Origin of the sequence: Yinghuangia seranimata (genome assembly GCF_029953285.1) — a bacterium.
Lineage (GTDB): Bacteria > Actinomycetota > Actinomycetes > Streptomycetales > Streptomycetaceae > Yinghuangia > Yinghuangia seranimata.
Window position 1 is genome coordinate 118,835 of record NZ_JASAOI010000045.1, and the last position, 17,455, is coordinate 136,289.

Below are 17,455 nucleotides of genomic sequence, written 5' to 3' on the forward strand. Positions count from 1 at the left end.
GTGTTCGGCGGGCGACGGGTTCGCCAGGGCTCAGCGGGCGTCCACCACGGGGTTGCTGAGCGTCCCGATCCCCTGCACGGTGGCCTCGACCACGTCGCCGGGCCACAGGTACTCCGGCGGAACCATGCCCGCGCCGACGCCCGACGGCGAGCCCGTCGAGATGACGTCGCCGGGTTCGAGCGTCATGCCGGAGGTGATGTCCGCGATCAGCTTCGGGATCTTGAACAGCATGTGCCGGGTGTTGGACTTCTGCTTGGTCTGCCCGTTGACCGTCAGCGACAGGTCGAGGTCCAGCGGGTCCGCGATCTCGTCGGCGGTCACGACGGCGGGGCCGAACGGGCAGTACGAGTCCTGGCCCTTGGAGAAGAACCACTGGCCCGACCGGCGTTGGTCGCGGGCGCTGATGTCGTTCATGATGCTGTAGCCGAAGACGTAGTCGTACGCGTCCTCTTCGCTCACCTTGAACGCGGTGCGCCCGATGACGACAGCGAGTTCGCACTCCCAGTCGAGCTGCTGCGTCAGGTCGCCGTTGTGGAGGATCGGCTGCCCGGTCCCGGTCACGGCGGTGGCCGGCTTACCGAACAGCACGGGGCGGTCCGGGAGTTCCTTGTCGGTGTCGAGCGTGCGGCTGGACTCGGCGACGTGCTCGACGTAGTTCAGGCCGATGCCGATCACCTTGCCGGGGCGCAGCGGCGCCCGCAGTGAGACGTCGGACAGCGCGTGCCCGGGGGCGTCCGCGCCGGCGGACTCGACGAGCGAACGCACCGCGGCCAGCGCCTCCGGCCCGCCCCGCACCACGGACAGCAGCCCGTCGGGGATCTCGGCGCCGCGCTCGGCGGCCAGTGCCGCGAGGTCGACGACGCGTCCGCCGGCCTCGGCGCCGAACCGCTCGGGTCCGCCGTCGACGGTGTAGGTGATCAGTCGCATTTTTCCTCTTCTCGGTAGAAGCCCAGTGAGCGCATCACCGGGAAGTCGTTGAACGAGAACAGGACGGCGTCGTCCGACTGGTCGAGGTTCTCGTGCTCGTGCCACGCCCACGACGGGACGCAGAAGATGTCGCCCTTGCTCCACTCGAAGCGCTGCCCGCCGACGACGGACACGCCGCGCCCCTTGGCGACCGTGTACACGACCGAACCGGTGTGCCGGTGCGCCTTGGTCGCCTGCCCCGGCAGCAGCAGCTGCAGGTGCGCGCCCATGGTCGGCATGACCGACCCGCCGGTCACGGGGTTGGTGTACTCCATGATCACGCCGTCGTACGGGGAGCCCTCGCCGGTCCTGGCGAGGTCCCGCAGCGCCTGGTAGCTCGGCTCCCACGGCCAGGCCAGCAGCGGCGAGTAGGGCCGGGTCCACTTCTCGACGCCGTAGGGCAGCAGGTTGCCGCCGTACGTGAGCACCGAGGCGTTGACGACCGGCCGGGCCCGCTGGTACAGCTCCGGGTGGACCTCGTAGAAGCCCGCGTCGAGCGCGTTGACCAGCGGGATGTCGAGGCCGTCCTGCCAGATGACCGGCTCGTCCTCGCCCTCGTTGCCGTGCTCGTGCCACGTGCCGTTGGGGGTGATCGCGAAGTCGCCGGGCCCGACCCGGAGCTTCTCGCCGTCGACGATCGTCCAGGCGCCCTGGCCCTCGTGGACGAACCGCAGGGCGGCGGCCTGGTGCCGGTGCGCGGTCATCGCCTCGCCCGGGCCCATGATCTGCAGGCCGGTGTAGAGCAGCCCGACCGCGGCGCTGACGTCGCGTCGGCCCGGGTTGACCAGCATGACCACGCGGCGTCCGGCGTCGTCGGCCTTGACCAGGTCCAGGGCCTTGCGCACCAGCGGGCGCAGGTCGGAGTAGCGCCACAGCACCGGCACGGACGTGGGCTGCGGGTACCACGGTTCGATCTTGTTGGCGACCGTCCACAGCGCGCCGGCCTCGAGGCCGGCCAGTTCGCCGTAGTAGGCCTCCAGTTCGGGGGTGTCGGACACGCGTGCCCGGCCGAGCATGCTGTCGTCCTGCGTCGTCATGACCCCTCCTCCTGAGTGTCCTGCACGTCCTGTACGCGGGTTCCGGCGGCCGGGTCGACGGCGAAGCCGACCGGGCGGCGCGGCCGGTTGTCGACGGTCAGCCGGAAGATGTCGAAGCGGTTGTAGTGGCCGAGGATGTCGTGCATCTGCTTGGGCTGGATGCAGCGGTTGAGGTCGATCTCGGCGTAGACGACGCCCTCGTCGTCGACGAGCGGTTCGGAGACCGGCCGCCCGTCGGGGCCGAAGATCCCGGACAGCGCGCTGCGGGGGCGTGCGAGCAGCTTGCGGACCTCGTCGTCGTCGCCGGCGACCGCGTCGACGATCTCGGGCGAGACGGTCGAGCACGACACGACGGTGAAGACCTTGCCCTCGAAGCAGTGTGCGGCGGCGCGCACCGCGATCGCCTCGGCCATGTCGTAGTCGGCGGGCGCGACCGGCAGCGCGATGTAGCTTGCCGCGTGCACGAGTTCGCCCTGCGACAGCAGCGCGAACCGGGCGAGGGTGTTGGTGTTCTCGCCGCACGCGAGGACACCGAGCGGGCCGACCGCCGTCGGGTGGACGCGCAGCGAACTGCCGTCGCCGCCCGTCCAAGTGAGCTTCTCGGCCCACGTGGGCACGAGCTTGCGGTGGACGCCGAGCAGTTCGCCGTCGTCGCCGATGGTGAGCATCGTGTTGTAGAGCTCGCCGAGGCTGTGCGCGCCGCGTTCGTTGACGCCGATCACGACGACGGCGCCGGCCTCGCGGGCCGCGGCGCGCAGCGTCTCGACGTGCGGCCCGGGGATGTCGACCGAGGCCTTGTAAAGGCGTTCGAACCACGGCGAGCCCTGGACGGGGTTCATCGTCCAGTTCCAGTACGGGTATCCGGCGACGAACACCTCGGGGAAGACGATCAGCTTGGCGCCGTTCGCGGCGGCCTCGCGGATGATCCGCACGGCCTTGGCCACCGTGCCGGCGGTGTCGAGGAACACCGGCGCGGCCTGCACGGCGGCCGCGGTGAAGCGCGGCAGTTCGTCTCTCTGATGGTCCAGCAGGTTCTGCATGCGGGGCTCCGTGGGTGGGTCCGGGTCCGTCCGGGTGGTCGCGGTGGTCCTGGTGGCTGCCGGTGGTCCGGGTGGCTGCCGGTGATCCGGGTGGCTGCCGGCGGTTCAGCCGCCCGAGGTGGTGCCGACGAGCGGCGCGGCGGGCCGCCACCGGCTGTGCACGCGCTCCTCGGGCGCGCGCAGCAGGTGCAGGCGCGGCGGCACGCGGTCGGTGCGCGCGCCGGGCGGCTTGCGGCTGCCGGGGCGCCACGCATCCGGCCACGGCGCGCCGGCCCCGGTGTAGCCCTGGTCGGCCGCCGCGTGCAGCGTCCACAGCGGGTCGTAGAGGTGGGCGCGGCCGATCGCGCACAGGTCGGCGCGGCCGGCCAGCAGGATGGAGTTGACGTCGTCGTACGTGGAGATCGCGCCCACCGCGATGACCGGCACGCCGGTGGCGTTGCGGATCAGGTCGGCGAACGGCGTCTGGTAGCTGCGGCCGTACGCGGGGCGCTCGTGCGAGACGACCTCGCCCGTGGACACGTCGACCGCGTCGGCGCCGGCTGCGGCCAGCGCGCCGGCGACGGCGACCGCGTCGTCCTCGGTGATGCCGCCGTCGGCCCAGTCGCACGCGGAGATCCGGACGACGAGCGCCTTGTCCTCGGGCCACACCTCCCGCACGGCGGCGAGGACTTCGAGGGGGTAGCGCAGCCGGCCGGCCAGGTCGCCGCCGTACCCGTCGGTGCGGGTATTGGTCAGCGGGGACAGGAAGCCGGACATGAAGTGCCCGTGCCCGTACTGGAGTTCCAGGACGTCGAAGCCCGCCCGGTCGGCGCGGCGCGCGGCCGTGGCGAACGCGTCGCGGATGCGGGCGAGGTCGGCCTCGGTGGCCTCGCGCGGGGTGGTGCTGTCGTCGTCCCACGGCAGCGCGGACGCGGCGACGGTCGGCCAGCCGAGGTCGCGCAGGGCCGCGTCGGACCCGTCGGCCTCGGGGACGGTGCGTGCCGCACGGCGCCCGGCGTGCGTGAGCTGGACGCCGAGCAGCGCGTCGGACTGCGCGGCGGCGGTCTCGACGATCTGCCGCCAGGCGGCTTCCTGCCGGTCGTCCCACAGGCCCGGGCAGTGGTTGGTCATGCGGCCGTCGGGCGTGACGGCGGTCATCCCGGCGAACACCAGTCCGGCGCCACCGAGCGCGAGGGTGCCCAGGTGGGTGGCCTCGAAACCGCCGGGGATGCCGTGCGCGGCCGAGTAGGTGGCGATCGGCGGGACCACGACGCGGTTCGCGGCGACGCGGCCGCCGATGCGGAACGGCTGGAACATGGGCGGGCCGTCGGCGCCGAACGCGGCCGCGGTCCGGGCCGCGTACTCCGGGTCGCGCACGCGCAGGTTGTCGTACGTGACGCGGCGGCTGCGGGTGAGCAGGTTGAACGCGAACTGGTCGGGCTCCTGGCCGGTGTAGCGGCCGGTGTGCTCGAACCACTCGAGGCTGGCCTGCGCGGCGCGCTGCGTCGACTCGACGACGGGGCGGCGCTCGGCCTCGTACGCGGCCAACGCCTCGTCTATACCGGGCTGTTCGTGCAGGCACGCGGCGAGCGCGAGGGCGTCCTCCATGGCGAGCTTGGTGCCCGAGCCGATCGAGAAGTGCGCCGTGTGCGCCGCGTCGCCGAGCAGCACGACGTTGCCGTGCCGCCAGGTCGCGTTGCGCACGGTCGTGAAGCGGATCCAGCGCGAGTTGTTGGGGATCAGCCGGTGGCCGTCGAGGTGCTCGGCCAGCAGCTCCTCGCAGCGGGCGATGCTCGCCTCGTCGCTCTCACCCGGCGGCAACTGCGCGGCACGCTCGGCGAGTTCGGCGAACCCGGCGCGGTGCCAGGCGTCTTCGGCGATCTCGACGATGAAGGTGCTGCGCGTCGCGTCGAACGGGTAGGCGTGGACCTGGACGACGCCGAAGTCGTGCTCGTCGACGATGAACGTGAAGGCTTCCAGCACGCGGTCGGTGGCCAGCCACATGTAGCGGCACTGGCGTTCGTCCAGACTCGGGCGGAAGGTGTCGGCGTAGCGGGCGCGGGCCGCCGAGCGGACGCCGTCCGAGGCGACGACCAGGTCGTACTCGGCGGACAGCACGGCCACGTCCGGGGCCTCGGTGCGGTAGCGGACGTCGACGCCGAGCTCCGCGCAGCGGTCCTGGAGGATGCGCAGCAGCCGCTTGCGGCCGAGTGCGGCGAAGCCGTGTCCGCCGGAGGTGAGGGTGCGGCCGCGGAAGAGCACGTCGATGTCGCTCCAGCGGGCGAACTCGGCGGACATGGCGGCGTGCACGCGCGGGTCGGCGTCCGCGATGCCGTCGAGGGTCTCGTCGGAGAACACGACGCCGAAGCCGAAGGTGTCGTCGGCCGCGTTGCGCTCCCAGACGGTGACCTCCCAGTCCGGCGAGAGCTGCTTGGCGAGGGCGGCGAAGTACAGGCCGCCGGGGCCGCCGCCGATGACCGCTACGCGCACGGTTCCTCCCGAATGTGCTGTCAGCATGAATCTATAGCGCTTTCTCCTCGATCATCCTTTTCCGCTACCCGCCGTCCGGCCGACCGCCGTCCGGGGGTGCGGTGCCCGCTCCGGGGCCTTCGGGGGCGCCGTCCGCGGGGCCGGTCGCGTACGTCTCGGGCGGCTGCGGGCCGGCCCCGGTCAGTGCGGCCCGCACGTCGTCGGACCACGGCGTGGAGCCCTCCGCGCCGACGACGGCGTGCACGATGGACATCCGGCCGGTGGCCGCGAGGCCCTCCCGGCCGCGGATCTCGAACGCGTAGTGCAGCGAGCTGACGCCGACCTTGGCGACGCGCATCTCGATCCGCACGGTCTCGCCGAACCACAGGCGCTGGAGGTAGTCGGCCTCGAAGTGGACGCGCGGGATGGCGCCGAACAGGCTCGCGAAACCGAGTCGGCGCAGCAGCACGGCCTCGGCGGCCTCGGCCCACCGCGACACCGCGGAGAAGTGGTAGTGCCCGGCGGCGTCGGTGTCGGACCACTCGACGCGGCGCTCGACGACGACGCTCGCGGGCGCGGCGTCCTGGCCGGTGACGGGCGGCCCGACGGGGGCGTCGGGGTCCGGCTGGTGCTGACTCATGGGTGGTGCCTTTCGAGGTACACGAGGTACAGGGGGCGAGGTACCCCGGGCGGGGTGGGGCGTTCTCGGCGGGAGTGCGGGGCGCCCGTGGCGGCGGACGCCCCGCTCGCCCTACCGGCCTTCTGAAGCCCAGCGGCGCAGTTCGGCGCGTTGGAGCTTGCCGTTGGAGGTGCGCGGGAGTTCGTCGACGAACGCGACCGCGCGCGGGTACTTGTACGGCGCGATGCTCTCCTTGACGAAGGACTGCAGGTCGCGCGCTATGTCGTCGTCGGCTTCCCGGCCTTCGCGCAGCACGACGTACGCCTTGACGATCATGCCGCGCGCCTCGTCCGGTGCCCCCACGACGCCGCACTCGGCGACCGCGGGGTGCTTGGCGAGCGCGACCTCGACCTCGGGGCCGGCGATGTTGTAGCCGGACGAGACGATCATGTCGTCGCTGCGCGCCTGGTACCAGAAGTAGCCTTCGGCGTCGAGGACGTAGGTGTCGCCGGTGATGTTCCAGCCGTCGCGCACGTACGTCGTCTGCCGCTCGTCGTCCAGGTACCGGCACCCGGTCGGGCCCTTGACCGCAAGCAGCCCGGCCTCGCCCTCGGGGGCGGGGCCGCCGTCGGGTGCCAGCACCGTGGCGCGGAACCCGGGCACCGCCTTGCCGGTGGCGCCGGGACGGATGTCGTCGTCGGCGGCGGAGATGAAGACGTGCAGCATCTCGGTGGCGCCGATCCCGTCGATGATCCGCAGGCCGGTCGCCTCGTGGAAGTCCCGCCACACCGGTGCCGGGAGGGCCTCGCCCGCCGACACGCAGCGCCGCAGGCCGGCCATCCGGTCGGCGAGCCCGGCACCGATGATCGCGCGGTACGCGGTCGGCGCGGTGAACAGCACGGTGACCTTGAACTCGTCGACCAGGTTGGCGAGTTCCTCGGGGGTCGCACGCTCGATGAGCAGTGTCGCGGCGCCGACGTGGAGCGGGAACACCACCAGTCCGCCGAGCCCGAAGGTGAATCCGAGCGGCGGCGTGCCGGTGAACAGGTCGTCCGACACGGGTTTGACGATGTGCCGGGAGAACGTGTCGGAGTTGGCCAGCACGTCGCGGTGGAAGTGCATGGTGGCCTTGGGCCGCCCGGTGGTTCCCGACGTGAAGCCGATCAGCGCGACGTCGTCGGCGGCCGTGTCGACGGGGTCGAACACGCCCTCCTTCGCGGCGCACAGGGCCACCAGGTCGTCGGCGGTGTCGGCGCCGTAGGTCAGGACGTGGGCGTCACCGAGGTCGGCGGCAGCCACCTCGTCGGCGAAGCGGTGGTCGGTGATCACCACCGCCGGGAGGCTGATCGCGCTCAGCGTGGTCAGCTCCTTGGCGCGCAGCAGCGGCATGGTGGTGACCACGACGCCGCCGGCCCGCATGACGCCGAACCAACAGGCGACCAGCCAGGGGTTGTTCGGGCCGCGCAGCAGGACGCGGTTGCCGGGCACCAGGCCGAGGTCCTCGGTGAGGACCTGGGCGACCTGCCGGGCGCGGTGCAGCAGTTCCCCGTATGTCCACGTCTCCGTGGGGGTCAGCAGGCAGCGGCGGTCCGCGCCGAACTTCGCGATGACGTCGTCCAGCAGTGCGGTGCCGCAGTTGAGCCGGTCGGGGTAGGCCAGCTCGGGCAGTTCGAAGATCAGGTCGGGCCACTGCTCGAACGCGGGAAGCCGATCACGGCAAAACGTGTCCGCATGAGCAGAAGGGGACAGCTCCATGAGCGCCGCCTCGTCTCGGGGTGAGTGGAGGTCTTGGCACGAAGTTATCTCCGATCTCTGACGAACGTCAATAGGACGCGATACGCCGATCCGGTGAGGCCTCCTCACCGTGCGTACGGCAGGAGTTTCCGCAGCGTTCGCCGCGCGGGCATAGCGGGAACCCGCGCGGCACGCGACCGTTGGCCCACTACGCCGTGATCGCGCCCCCCGCGGACCGGCGTGCCCCCCCGTCGAAGCCAGCAGTAGAAGGACCACCCGTGCCAGGACGTTTCCCCACCGCCGCCGTGCCGCGGCCACCCCGCGGCGCGCGCATCGGCATCCTCACCGGCGGCACCAGCCGCGAACGCGAGCGCTCGCTGGCCACCGCCCGCGACGTCGCCGACGCGCTCGCCGCCCTCGGGCACACCGCACAGCTGATCGACACCGCCGACGCCGCCTTCGCGGGCGCCGTGCGCGGTGTCGACGCCGCCTTCCTCGCGATCGCCGGACGCGGCGCCGAGGACGGCACCTTGCAGGGCTTCCTCCAGGCCCAGGGCATCGCGTACACCGGCTCCGGCGTGCGCGCGAGCGCGCTGGCCATGCACAAGCCCACCGCCAAGACCGTCGCGGCCGCGGCCGGCGTGCCGGTGCTGCCCGGCGTCCAGGTGCACCCCACCCGCGACGCCGGCGTCGCGGCCAAGGAGGTGCTGGACGCGCTCCCCGCCCCGGTGATCGTCAAGCCGGAGAGCGAGGGCTCCTCGATCGACATCGCCGTCGCCCACGACGTGGCGTCTCTCACAGAGGTGCTCACCCGGCTGCGCCGGTCCGGGCAGCCGCTGCTCGCCGAGCCCTTCATGGCCGGGCGGGCGGTCACCGTCGGCGTCCTGGAGGAGGACGGCGAACCCGTCGCGCTCCCGGTCGTCGAGGTCACCACCGACGCCGAGTTCTACGACCACACCGCCAAGCTCGACCCGGCCGGGCACGCCTTCCACTGCCCCGCCGACCTGCCCGCCGGCGTCGCCGAGGCGCTCACCGACGCCGCCTGCCTCGCGCACCGCGCGCTCGGCTGCGCCGGCTACTCGCGCAGCGACTTCGTCGTCGCCGACGACGGCACCTTCGCCTGGCTCGAGCTCAACACCCTGCCGGGCCTGCGGCGCAGCGGCACCCTCGCGCTCATGGCCGAGGCCGCCGGGGCGACGTACGAGCAGCTCATCGACCGTGTGCTGGCCACCGCGTACACCGGCGAGCCGCGGTGAGGCCGCGCGCCGGCACCGTCACCGCTCAGGCCGTCGAGGCCGCCGCGCGGCTGCTCGACGGCGTCGCGGTGCGCACGCCGATGCTGTCGTCGCCGCTGCTGGACGCGGAGCTGGGCGTCCGGGTCGCCGCGAAGGCGGAGAACCTCCAGCGCACGGGCGCGTTCAAGTTCCGCGGCGCCTACCACCACGTCGCGACGCTGCCGCCCGACGCGCGCATGGGCGGCGTGATCGGCGCGTCGTCGGGCAACCACGCGCAGGCGCTCGCGCTCGCGGCCCGGCTGCTGGGCACCCGGGCGACCGTGGTCATCCCGCACGACGTACCGCTGGCCAAACTCGACGCGATCCGGCGGACCGGGGCCACCGTGGCGACGTACCGGCGCGGCGTCGACGACCGGGACGCGCTGGTCGCCGAGCTGGCCGCGATGCACGGGCTCGCCGTCGTGCCGTCGGCCGACTCGGTGCCGGTCATGGCCGGGGCGGGCACGGTGGCGGCCGAGATCCTGCGGGACGCGCCGGACGTCGACACCCTGCTGGTGCCGCTCGGCGGCGGCGGACTGGCCGCCGGGTGCGCGACGTATGTGAAAGCGGTGAAGCCCGGGACCCGGGTGATCGGTGTGGAGCCGGCGGGCGCCGACGACACCCGCCGCTCGCTGCTGCGCGGCCGCCGGGTCTCGATACCCGCGCCGCGCACCATCGCCGACGGGCTGACCCACACGACGCCGTCGGCGGGACCGTTCAAGGTCAACCGGCGGCTGCTGGACGACGTGCTCGTCGTCGACGACCATGCGATCGCCGAGGCGGTGCGGCTCTGCTTCCGGCACCTGCACGTGGTCGTCGAGCCCAGCGGCGCGACGGCGATGGCGGCGCTGCTCGGCGGGGCGCTGGGCGGCGACCCGGGCCGCACGGCGGTCGTCCTGTCGGGCGGCAACGTCGACTGGGGGACGTTCCGGACGATGATGGAGGCGGACGGCATGGGGTCGGTGGCGGCCGGGCCGTTCGACGTGCGGTTGGCCGGGGCGCTGGGCTGAGGCCCGGTACGCGGCCGGGCGGGCCGTTGTGGCCCGCCCACGTACCTGGGCGCGGCGCTTGTCATGGCCGCCCAAGCCCGGACAATGTTCCCCATGACGCCCCCAGCGAACGCGCAGCCCGCCGCATCCGACCTGGTCAGCGCGCCCGAGCACGTCGACGTGATCGTGATCGGCGCGGGCCTGTCCGGCATCGGCGCGGCGTACCGGCTGCAGACCGAGTGCCCCGGCCGCTCGTACGCGATCCTGGAGGCCCGCGACACGCTGGGCGGCACGTGGGACCTGTTCCGCTATCCGGGCGTGCGCTCGGACTCGGACATGTTCACGCTCGGCTACCCCTTCAAGCCGTGGCAGGACGCGAAGGCGATCGCCGACGGCGACTCCATCCTGCGCTACATCAAGGCGACGGCCGCCGAGTTCGGCATCGACCGCAGGATCCGGTACGGCACGCGCGTGCTGTCCGCCGACTGGTCGACCCGCGACGCGCGCTGGACGCTGGAGACCGAACGGACCGCCGCCGACGGATCGACCGAACTCGCCAGCCTGACGTGTGACTTCGTGTACTCGTGCACGGGCTACTACGACTACGGGCAGGGCCACGACCCCCAGTTCCCCGGTGTCGAGTCGTACACCGGCACGCTGGTGCACCCGCAGTTCTGGCCGGAGGACCTCGACTACGCGGGCAAGCGCGTCGTCGTGGTCGGCAGCGGCGCGACGGCCGTGACGCTGGTGCCGTCGATGGCCGAGGAGGCCGCGCACGTCACGATGCTGCAGCGCTCGCCGACGTGGATCAGCTCGATCCCCGGCCGCGACCGCGTCGCCGACGCGATCCGCGCGGTGCTGCCGGCCAAGCACGCGCACCAGGTCGCGCGGATGAAGAACGTGCTGTTCACGCTGGGCTTCTACCAGTTCTGCCAGCGGTACCCGGCGACCGCGCGGAAGATGCTGACCCGGCTCAACGCGCGGGTGCTGAAGGACGAGCAGGCGGTCAGGGAGCACTTCACGCCCGCGTACGACCCGTGGGACCAGCGGCTGTGCGCGGCGCCCGACGCGGACTTCTTCAAGGCGCTGAAGTCCGGCAAGGCGTCGGTGGTGACGGACCACATCGACACGTTCGTGCCGGAGGGTGTGCGGCTGAAGTCCGGCACGGTGCTGGAGGCCGACATCGTGGTGTCGGCGACCGGTCTGAAGCTCCTCGCGTTCGGGGGCGTCACGCCGCACGTGGACGGGGAACCGGTGGTGCTGTCGGAGCAGTTCGTGTGGCGCGGGCTCATGCTGACCGGCGTGCCGAACTTCGCCGTGTGCATCGGCTACACGAACGCGTCGTGGACGCTGCGCGCGGACCTGAGCTCGCGGCTCGTGTGCAAGGTCCTCAACCACATGGACCGCAACGGCTACGCCGCCGTGGTGCCGCGCCCCGACCGGGAGTTGACGCCGCGTCCGCTCCTGGACCTGGCGGCGGGTTACATCCAGCGCTCCATCGGCGATTTCCCGCGTCAAGGCGACCGCAGCCCGTGGCTGGTCCGGCAGAACTACCTGATCGACGCGGCGACGACGATGCGGACTGACTTGCGGAAGTCCCTGCACCCGACGCCGCGTTCGGCGGTGAAGCGGGCGGAGACGAAGGAGTCGGCTTCGGCGCACTGAGGGGGTGGGGACGCGCCCGAGGGGTACGGCGGGGGCGTAACTGAGAGCTACGGGAGCGCACTTCGCTGATCGACGCGGCGACGACGATGCGGACGGACTTGCGGAAGTCCCTGCACCCGACGCCGCGTTCGGCGGTGAAGCGGGCGGAGACGAAGGAGTCGGCTTCGGCGCGCTGAGGGGGCGGGACGCGCCCGAGGGGTACGGTGGGGGCGTAACTGAGAGCTACGGGAGCGCACTTCGCCCGCATCGCCGCCGAACCACGCGGCGGCCGGTGCCCCCTGCGAACGCGGCCCGCGCTTCCTCGCGGGCTCAACCGTCGCTTCGGCGCGCTGAGGGGCGTGGGGGCGCGCCTGAGTGGCACAGGAGCGCGCTTCCCGGCATCGCCGCTGAGCCACGTCACCGCCGCTGCCGCAATCTGCGACGCGGCCATGCCTCTTCGCAGGCTCAGCCGCCGGGTTCGGCGCGCTGAGGGGCGCGCTCCCCTGTGCCGCGGAACCATGCCGCGGCCGGAGCCTCAACCTGCGACGCGGCGCACCCGGCAGCCGGGGCGTTGATACCCGCTACGCGGCGACGCCGTCCGCGGGCCGGCCGCCTTGCCTCGTCGGATCCCCCGTGCGGTGGAGGGCCGCCTTGTCGCGGGCCCGGGGGATCGCCCGTGCGGGTGAGGGCAGGTCCGCTCTCGTCGGCGATCCGTCCGACCCCGCACTCGCGCGAGCATCGGCGGTGTCCCCAGCAACGTCCCGGCCCGTCCCTGGCCGGCGTTGCCTCGCCGTTTGCGAGGAGTGCGAAGTTCCGTGTCCACCCTGCCTGTTCATGCCGTCGAATCCGTACTGGAAAGCCCTCCGTCGCCTCGTCGGGGCGGCCCGCTCGTCGTCGCGCTCGGGGCCGCGCTCGCCTCGGCGGTGCTCTTCCGGCTCGGCACCGGCCTGGATCCCGCCGCCTGGTTGACCTGGCTCGCTCCCCTGCCCGTGCTCGTCGCCGCGCCGCGGGTCGGGGCGGCCGCCGCCGGGGGCGCCGCGTTCGCGGCGTGGCTCGGCGGTGAGAGCGGCATGTGGTCGTACTACCGCGGCGAGGACCAGCTGGACATGCCGCTGCCGGCCGTACTCGCCGTGTTCCTGGGCACGGCGCTTGTCTTCGCCGGGGTCGTGCTGCTCGTCCGCCGTCTGCTGCGGCTGCGCCGGTTCGCGCTCGCGGCGGTGGCGCTGCCCGCCGCGTGGGCGGCCGTCGAGTACCTGGCCTCGTTGGTGACGCCGCACGGGGCGTTCTGGAGCCTCGCCTACTCGCAGGCCGACGTGCTGCCGGTCCTGCAGACCGCGTCGGCGACCGGCCCGTGGGGCGTGACGTTCCTGGTCCTGGCCGTTCCCGCGGCCGCGGCGACGTGCCTCGCGCCCGACGTCACGAACCGGGTCCGCATCACGGCGTCGGTGGCCGCCGCGGCGCTGCTCGCGACCGCGCTCGGCTACGGCGCGTGGCGGTTGGACGCCTCGGCGGGCTCCGCCGAGCGGGTGCGGGTCGCGCTCGTGTCGACGTCGCGGGACCGCGACCCGATCCCCGTGGACACCCCCGAGGGCCGCGACCTGCTCGCCGGCTACCTGGCCGAGGCGCGGCAGGCCGCCGAGCGCGGCGCGCGGTTCGTCGTCCTGCCCGAGAACACCTTCGAGGCGGACGACCGCACGATGCCGATGCTGTCCGGCCCGTTCGCCGCGCTCGCCACCGAGCGGCGGGTGGACGTGGTCGTCGGTGTGCGGCTCGGCTCCGGCGCCACGACGTACAACACGGCGTGGGACTTCCCGGCCGCGGGCGGCGCTCCCTCGGTGTACCGCAAGCACCACATGGTGCCGGGCCTGGAGGACGACTTCACGCCGGGCGAGGGGCTCGCGTTCGTCCCCGGCACCGGCACCCGGTACGGCGTCATCATCTGCAAGGACCTCGACTTCCCTGATCTGGTAAGGGAGTTCGGCCGAGAGGGCACACGCTTCCTGCTCGCTCCGGCGTGGGACTTCGACTCCGACGCGTGGCTGCACAGCCGCATGGCGGCGACCCGGGGCGTGGAGAACGGGCTGACCGTGGCCCGTTCGGCGCGGCGTGGGGCGCTGACCGTGAGCGACCCGTACGGCCGGGTGTCAGCCGAGCGCCGCACGGGCGGCTCGGGACAGTTCACGAGCCTGGTCGCGGACGCCGCGCTGCCGCACAACCGCACGCTCTACACCCGGTTCGGGGACTGGTTCGCGTGGCTGTCGACGGCGCTGCTCCTCGCGGCCCTGGTCGGCGCCGTCCCGGGGGTCCGGCGGTCGGGGTCGGGCCGCGGGCGGTCGGCTCAGGGCCGGTCCGGTCAGGACCGGCGGCGGACGTCGAACGTGTAGGCGGCGGTTCCGACGTCCACCACCGTGGAGCCGCCGTCGACGGTGAGCACGGCGCCGTTGACGTATGCCGCGGCGTCCGACAGCAGCCACGCGATCGCGGCGGCGGCCTCCTCCGGGTAGCCGGCGCGGGCCTGGGGGACGAGGCGGGTGACCTCGGCGTAGGCGGCGTCGCGGGCGCCCGGCAGGCCGCCGTGCGCGGCGAGGAAGTCGTCCATCTCGGCGTCGGCCATCTCGGAGCGCACCCAGCCGGGGCACACGGTGTTCGCGCGCAGGCCCTGGGCGGCGTAGTCGGCGACCAGGGTCTGACACAGCATCACGAGCCCGGCCTTGGACGTCGCGTAGGCGGCGGCGCCGGCCGAGGCACGCAGCCCGGCGACGGACGAGACGGCGACCACCGAGCCGCGCTCGGCCAGCAGGTGCGGAAGCGCGGCGCGGACGAGGCGGAACGGCGCGGTGAGGTTGGTGCCGAGGACGGTGTCCCAGTCCCGGTCGGACAGGCCCCCGACCGGGCCCGGCACCATGACGCCGGCGTTGAGGACGAGCCCGTCGATCCGTCCGAACCGGGCGTGCGTCACCTCGACCAGGACGTCCGCCGCACCGGGCTCCGTGACGTCGCCGGGCTGAGCCAACGCGCCTGTCTCGGCGGCGAGTTCGACGAGCGGTTCGGGGCGCCGCCCGGTGACGACGACGTGCTGGCCCGCCGCGCACAGCAGGCGCGCCGTGGCGGCGCCGATGCCGCTGCCGCCGCCGGTGACGATGAAGACCTTCTTGTCGGACACCCGGTGCCTTCCTCGTGGGGCTGCGCCGTGTGCGGCGCGGCGGCGCGTCCGGGATCGCGAACGTTCAGGGGCTGCCGACGAGTTGCGTCAGCCTGGCGGCGATCCACGGCTTGCGGCCGACGGCCGTGATGCGGCCGGTGGCGATGGTCTTCCACAGCGGCGTGCGGCGGAAACCCACCAGCAGGAACGCCGCCGGGGTCGCCGAGATCCGGCAGTCGTACGAGCGCGGCGCCGGGTCCCGCGTGACGGTGGCGACGCCGTCCTCGAGCACGAACCCGATGTGCGGGCCGCCGCGCAGCGCGATGTCGATGGCGACGCTGACGCCGCGCGTCTTCTCGGTGTTCAGGGCGAGCGGCATCATCGTGGGCATCGTCTGGCCGACGGCGAGCCGCGCCTCCTCCGGACCGATGCGCCACGGGCGGCGGGCGCCGCGCGCGATGTCCAGGCCGTGCAACAGGCTTTCACTCACCAGCAGGCCGGTGATGGTGGACAGCGCGACCTCGACCGTCGCGCCGTACCAGGGCGCGGCGACCATGTGGTCGTGCGGCAGGTCCGCGGTCGCGTCGAGGAACGCGGCGGCGCGCTCGGTGACGAAGTCGCCCATGGTGCGCCGCTCTTCGGCGCCGAACAGGCCGATCGCGACGGCGTTGACGGCGGAGATGCGCTCGATGAGCGGGGCGTCGCCGGGCGGGAGCACCGCGGCCCAGTCGAACTCCTCGCCGGTGAACAGCACCGAGTACAGCAGGTACGCGGCGCCGACGTGGGCGGCGACGTCCCCGACGCTCCACGGCGGCACTCCGGACGGGGCCTCCAGGTCCGGTACGCCGCGCATCAGGTCGGCCAGGCGCGGCACGACGGCGGCCAGCGCGGCGCGGGTCCTGGCATGCTCGGCGGCCGGATCGAACGCGGCGACCGCACCCACGGCCACACCCCCTGTCTGCGGACGGGCGCACAGATTACCGCCGCGCAGGGTGCGCGCGGTAGCCGTTCCGAGGCCTCGTCTCCGCAGGGTTTCCGACGCCGCGTCAGACCCGTTGACGTGCGGCAATCCGGCTTTCCGGGCCGCCTCATGACGGGCCGTCAGAGCACCGCGCTGGGCGGCGGAACAGACAGCCGGATGTCAGTGGGAGTTGGAACAATGGTTATCAACACTCCCTGTGCGGCATCGAACAGGGCAAATCGGCGACGCCAGAAGCGGAGTCCGGCATGACCTTCACCCGTAATCCCGCTCCCCCGAACCGACCCGATCTCCCCGTCCAGCGCACCGACCCGGCGGGGCCGCGGCCCGCGCCCGTCCGCATGTCCACCGCGCGCCGCGCGCTCGCGCGCATCGCCTCCGACGCCGTCCGCACCCACGCGTCGGGCCGCGAAGGCGCGCCCGGCATCTCCGCCCGCACCCTGCACACCCTCGACGCGCGCAGCATGGTCCGCTACGGCGCGCCCGTGCCGGGCCTCGGCCGGCCGGTCCGCACCACGTGGAAGGGCCGCCGCGCGCTGATCTCGCGCGGCCCGGCGGGCACCGCGGCGTGGCTGTGGCTGCTCGACCAGGACGAGGTGTGGGTGGCCGCCGACGGGCGCACCTACCTGATCGCCGAGATGCCGCCGCCGTACTGCGCGAACGCGGCGGCCTGGCTCCAGCGCAACGCCGCGCTCCTTCGCCGGTACGCGGCGCCGCAGCGCCGCGTCGACCCGCTGACCTGGATCGACCGGACGCCGCTCATGCGCGCGCTCGTGGAGTCGGCGGCGGACTGACGCACCCCGGGGCGGGGGGGGGGGGCGGCGCCCCCCCCCCCCCCCGCCCCGGGAACGACATCACACGGCCCGACGGTCGGCCCGCCTGTGAACACCGTCAACGGGCGGTTCCCGGACCACCCCGTCCTCAGGCGATCTGCCGGTGCACCTGCGCCAGCAGCACGTAGCCCTCGCCGTTCGCCTTGATCCCGGAGCGCTCCTCCTCGGTGAGCTCGCGCCGGACCTTGCCCGGCACCCCGGCGACCAGCGACCCCGGCGGCACCTGCATGCCCTGCGTCACCACCGCGCCGGCCGCGATCAGCGAGCCCGCGCCGACGTGCGCGCCGTTCAGCACGACCGCGCCCATGCCGACGAGCACGTCGTCCTCGATCGTGCAGCCGTGCAGCACCGCGTTGTGGCCGACCGAGACGCGCTCCCCCACCACCGCGGGAAAGCCCAGGTCTGCATGCATGGTGCAGTTGTCCTGAATATTGGTGTCCGCACCGATCGTGATGGTTTCGGTGTCTCCGCGCAGCACCGCGCCGTACCAGACGCCCACGCCCGCGGCCAGCGTCACCGACCCGACGACCACGGCGTTCGGGGCCACGAACGCGGCGGGGTCGATGCGGGGCTCGCGGCCCGCGACAGCGGCGATCAAAGGCTCGGCCATGCTGCTCCATCCGTTGACTTCCGGCACCGGGTCCCACCCGCCCGCACCGTACCAACCCGGCCGACCCGAAGTTGCCGCAGGCTTCCCCGGGAGTTAGCCGCGCGGCCTCACCGCGTTCCCGGCGTCCCCGGACATTAACG

14 protein-coding genes are annotated in these 17,455 nt (G+C 73.4%); 5 read left to right on the forward strand and 9 right to left on the reverse strand.

Annotated elements, in window-relative coordinates:
* Positions 1–30 precede the first annotated feature (30 nt).
* The 6 genes from QI554_RS27685 to QI554_RS27710 form a co-directional block, all read right to left on the reverse strand.
* Positions 31–927, reverse strand: a complete 897-nt coding sequence (locus QI554_RS27685) for a fumarylacetoacetate hydrolase family protein (RefSeq protein ID WP_281473440.1) — start codon at positions 925–927, stop codon at positions 31–33.
* Entirely contained in the window at positions 918–2,003 is a 1,086-nt protein-coding gene (locus tag QI554_RS27690) for a cupin domain-containing protein (protein WP_281473443.1), read from the reverse strand. The genes QI554_RS27685 and QI554_RS27690 overlap by 10 nt, the downstream gene beginning before the upstream one ends.
* Entirely contained in the window at positions 2,000–3,043 is a 1,044-nt protein-coding gene (locus tag QI554_RS27695; protein ID WP_281473445.1) for a carbon-nitrogen hydrolase family protein, read from the reverse strand. The genes QI554_RS27690 and QI554_RS27695 overlap by 4 nt, the downstream gene beginning before the upstream one ends.
* A 105-nt stretch (positions 3,044–3,148) precedes the next feature.
* The gene (locus QI554_RS27700) at positions 3,149–5,512 is read right to left on the reverse strand and encodes an oxidoreductase (protein ID WP_281473447.1); all 2,364 of its coding nucleotides are present in this window, start codon (positions 5,510–5,512) and stop codon (positions 3,149–3,151) included.
* Positions 5,513–5,576: 64 nt separating this feature from the next.
* Positions 5,577–6,131 carry an acyl-CoA thioesterase gene (locus QI554_RS27705; RefSeq protein WP_281473449.1) on the reverse strand — a complete coding sequence of 185 codons (555 nt, stop codon included), beginning with the start codon at positions 6,129–6,131 and terminating at the stop codon, positions 5,577–5,579.
* A 111-nt stretch (positions 6,132–6,242) separates the two neighbouring features.
* Positions 6,243–7,865 (reverse strand): AMP-binding protein, encoded by a 1,623-nt coding sequence (locus QI554_RS27710; RefSeq protein ID WP_281473450.1) that lies wholly within the window; start codon positions 7,863–7,865, stop codon positions 6,243–6,245.
* Positions 7,866–8,176: 311 nt separating this feature from the next.
* On the opposite strand from QI554_RS27710, the gene QI554_RS27715 reads away from it, so the two are divergent.
* From QI554_RS27715 to QI554_RS27730, 4 genes are all read left to right on the forward strand, one after another.
* Positions 8,177–9,100, forward strand: coding sequence for a D-alanine--D-alanine ligase family protein (locus QI554_RS27715; protein ID WP_425528068.1), 924 nt, complete (start codon positions 8,177–8,179; stop codon positions 9,098–9,100).
* Positions 9,097–10,128, forward strand: a complete 1,032-nt coding sequence (locus QI554_RS27720) for a pyridoxal-phosphate dependent enzyme (RefSeq protein WP_281473452.1) — start codon at positions 9,097–9,099, stop codon at positions 10,126–10,128. Before QI554_RS27715 ends, QI554_RS27720 begins: the two co-directional genes overlap by 4 nt.
* A gap of 93 nt (positions 10,129–10,221) precedes the next feature.
* Positions 10,222–11,772: a flavin-containing monooxygenase gene (locus QI554_RS27725; RefSeq protein ID WP_281473454.1), complete on the forward strand. Its 1,551-nt coding sequence runs from the start codon at positions 10,222–10,224 to the stop codon at positions 11,770–11,772.
* 794 nt (positions 11,773–12,566) lie between these two features.
* Positions 12,567–14,135 carry a nitrilase-related carbon-nitrogen hydrolase gene (locus QI554_RS27730; protein WP_281473455.1) on the forward strand — a complete coding sequence of 523 codons (1,569 nt, stop codon included), beginning with the start codon at positions 12,567–12,569 and terminating at the stop codon, positions 14,133–14,135.
* Here QI554_RS27730 and QI554_RS27735 read toward each other — a convergent pair.
* Together QI554_RS27735 and QI554_RS27740 are read right to left on the reverse strand one after the other, a co-directional pair.
* A complete protein-coding gene (locus tag QI554_RS27735; RefSeq protein WP_281473457.1) occupies positions 14,105–14,914 on the reverse strand; it encodes an SDR family NAD(P)-dependent oxidoreductase in 810 nt (269 codons plus the stop codon). The two genes, QI554_RS27730 and QI554_RS27735, sit on opposite strands and share 31 nt — an antisense overlap.
* Before the next feature lie 64 nt (positions 14,915–14,978).
* Positions 14,979–15,836, reverse strand: coding sequence for a maleylpyruvate isomerase N-terminal domain-containing protein (locus QI554_RS27740; protein ID WP_281473459.1), 858 nt, complete (start codon positions 15,834–15,836; stop codon positions 14,979–14,981).
* 284 nt (positions 15,837–16,120) lie between these two features.
* On the opposite strand from QI554_RS27740, the gene QI554_RS27745 reads away from it, so the two are divergent.
* Positions 16,121–16,666 carry a hypothetical protein gene (locus QI554_RS27745; RefSeq protein ID WP_281473461.1) on the forward strand — a complete coding sequence of 182 codons (546 nt, stop codon included), beginning with the start codon at positions 16,121–16,123 and terminating at the stop codon, positions 16,664–16,666.
* 127 nt (positions 16,667–16,793) lie between these two features.
* On the opposite strand, the gene QI554_RS27750 is transcribed toward QI554_RS27745, so the two are convergent.
* Positions 16,794–17,315 carry a gamma carbonic anhydrase family protein gene (locus QI554_RS27750; RefSeq protein ID WP_281473463.1) on the reverse strand — a complete coding sequence of 174 codons (522 nt, stop codon included), beginning with the start codon at positions 17,313–17,315 and terminating at the stop codon, positions 16,794–16,796.
* Between the last annotated feature and the right edge of the window lie 140 nt (positions 17,316–17,455).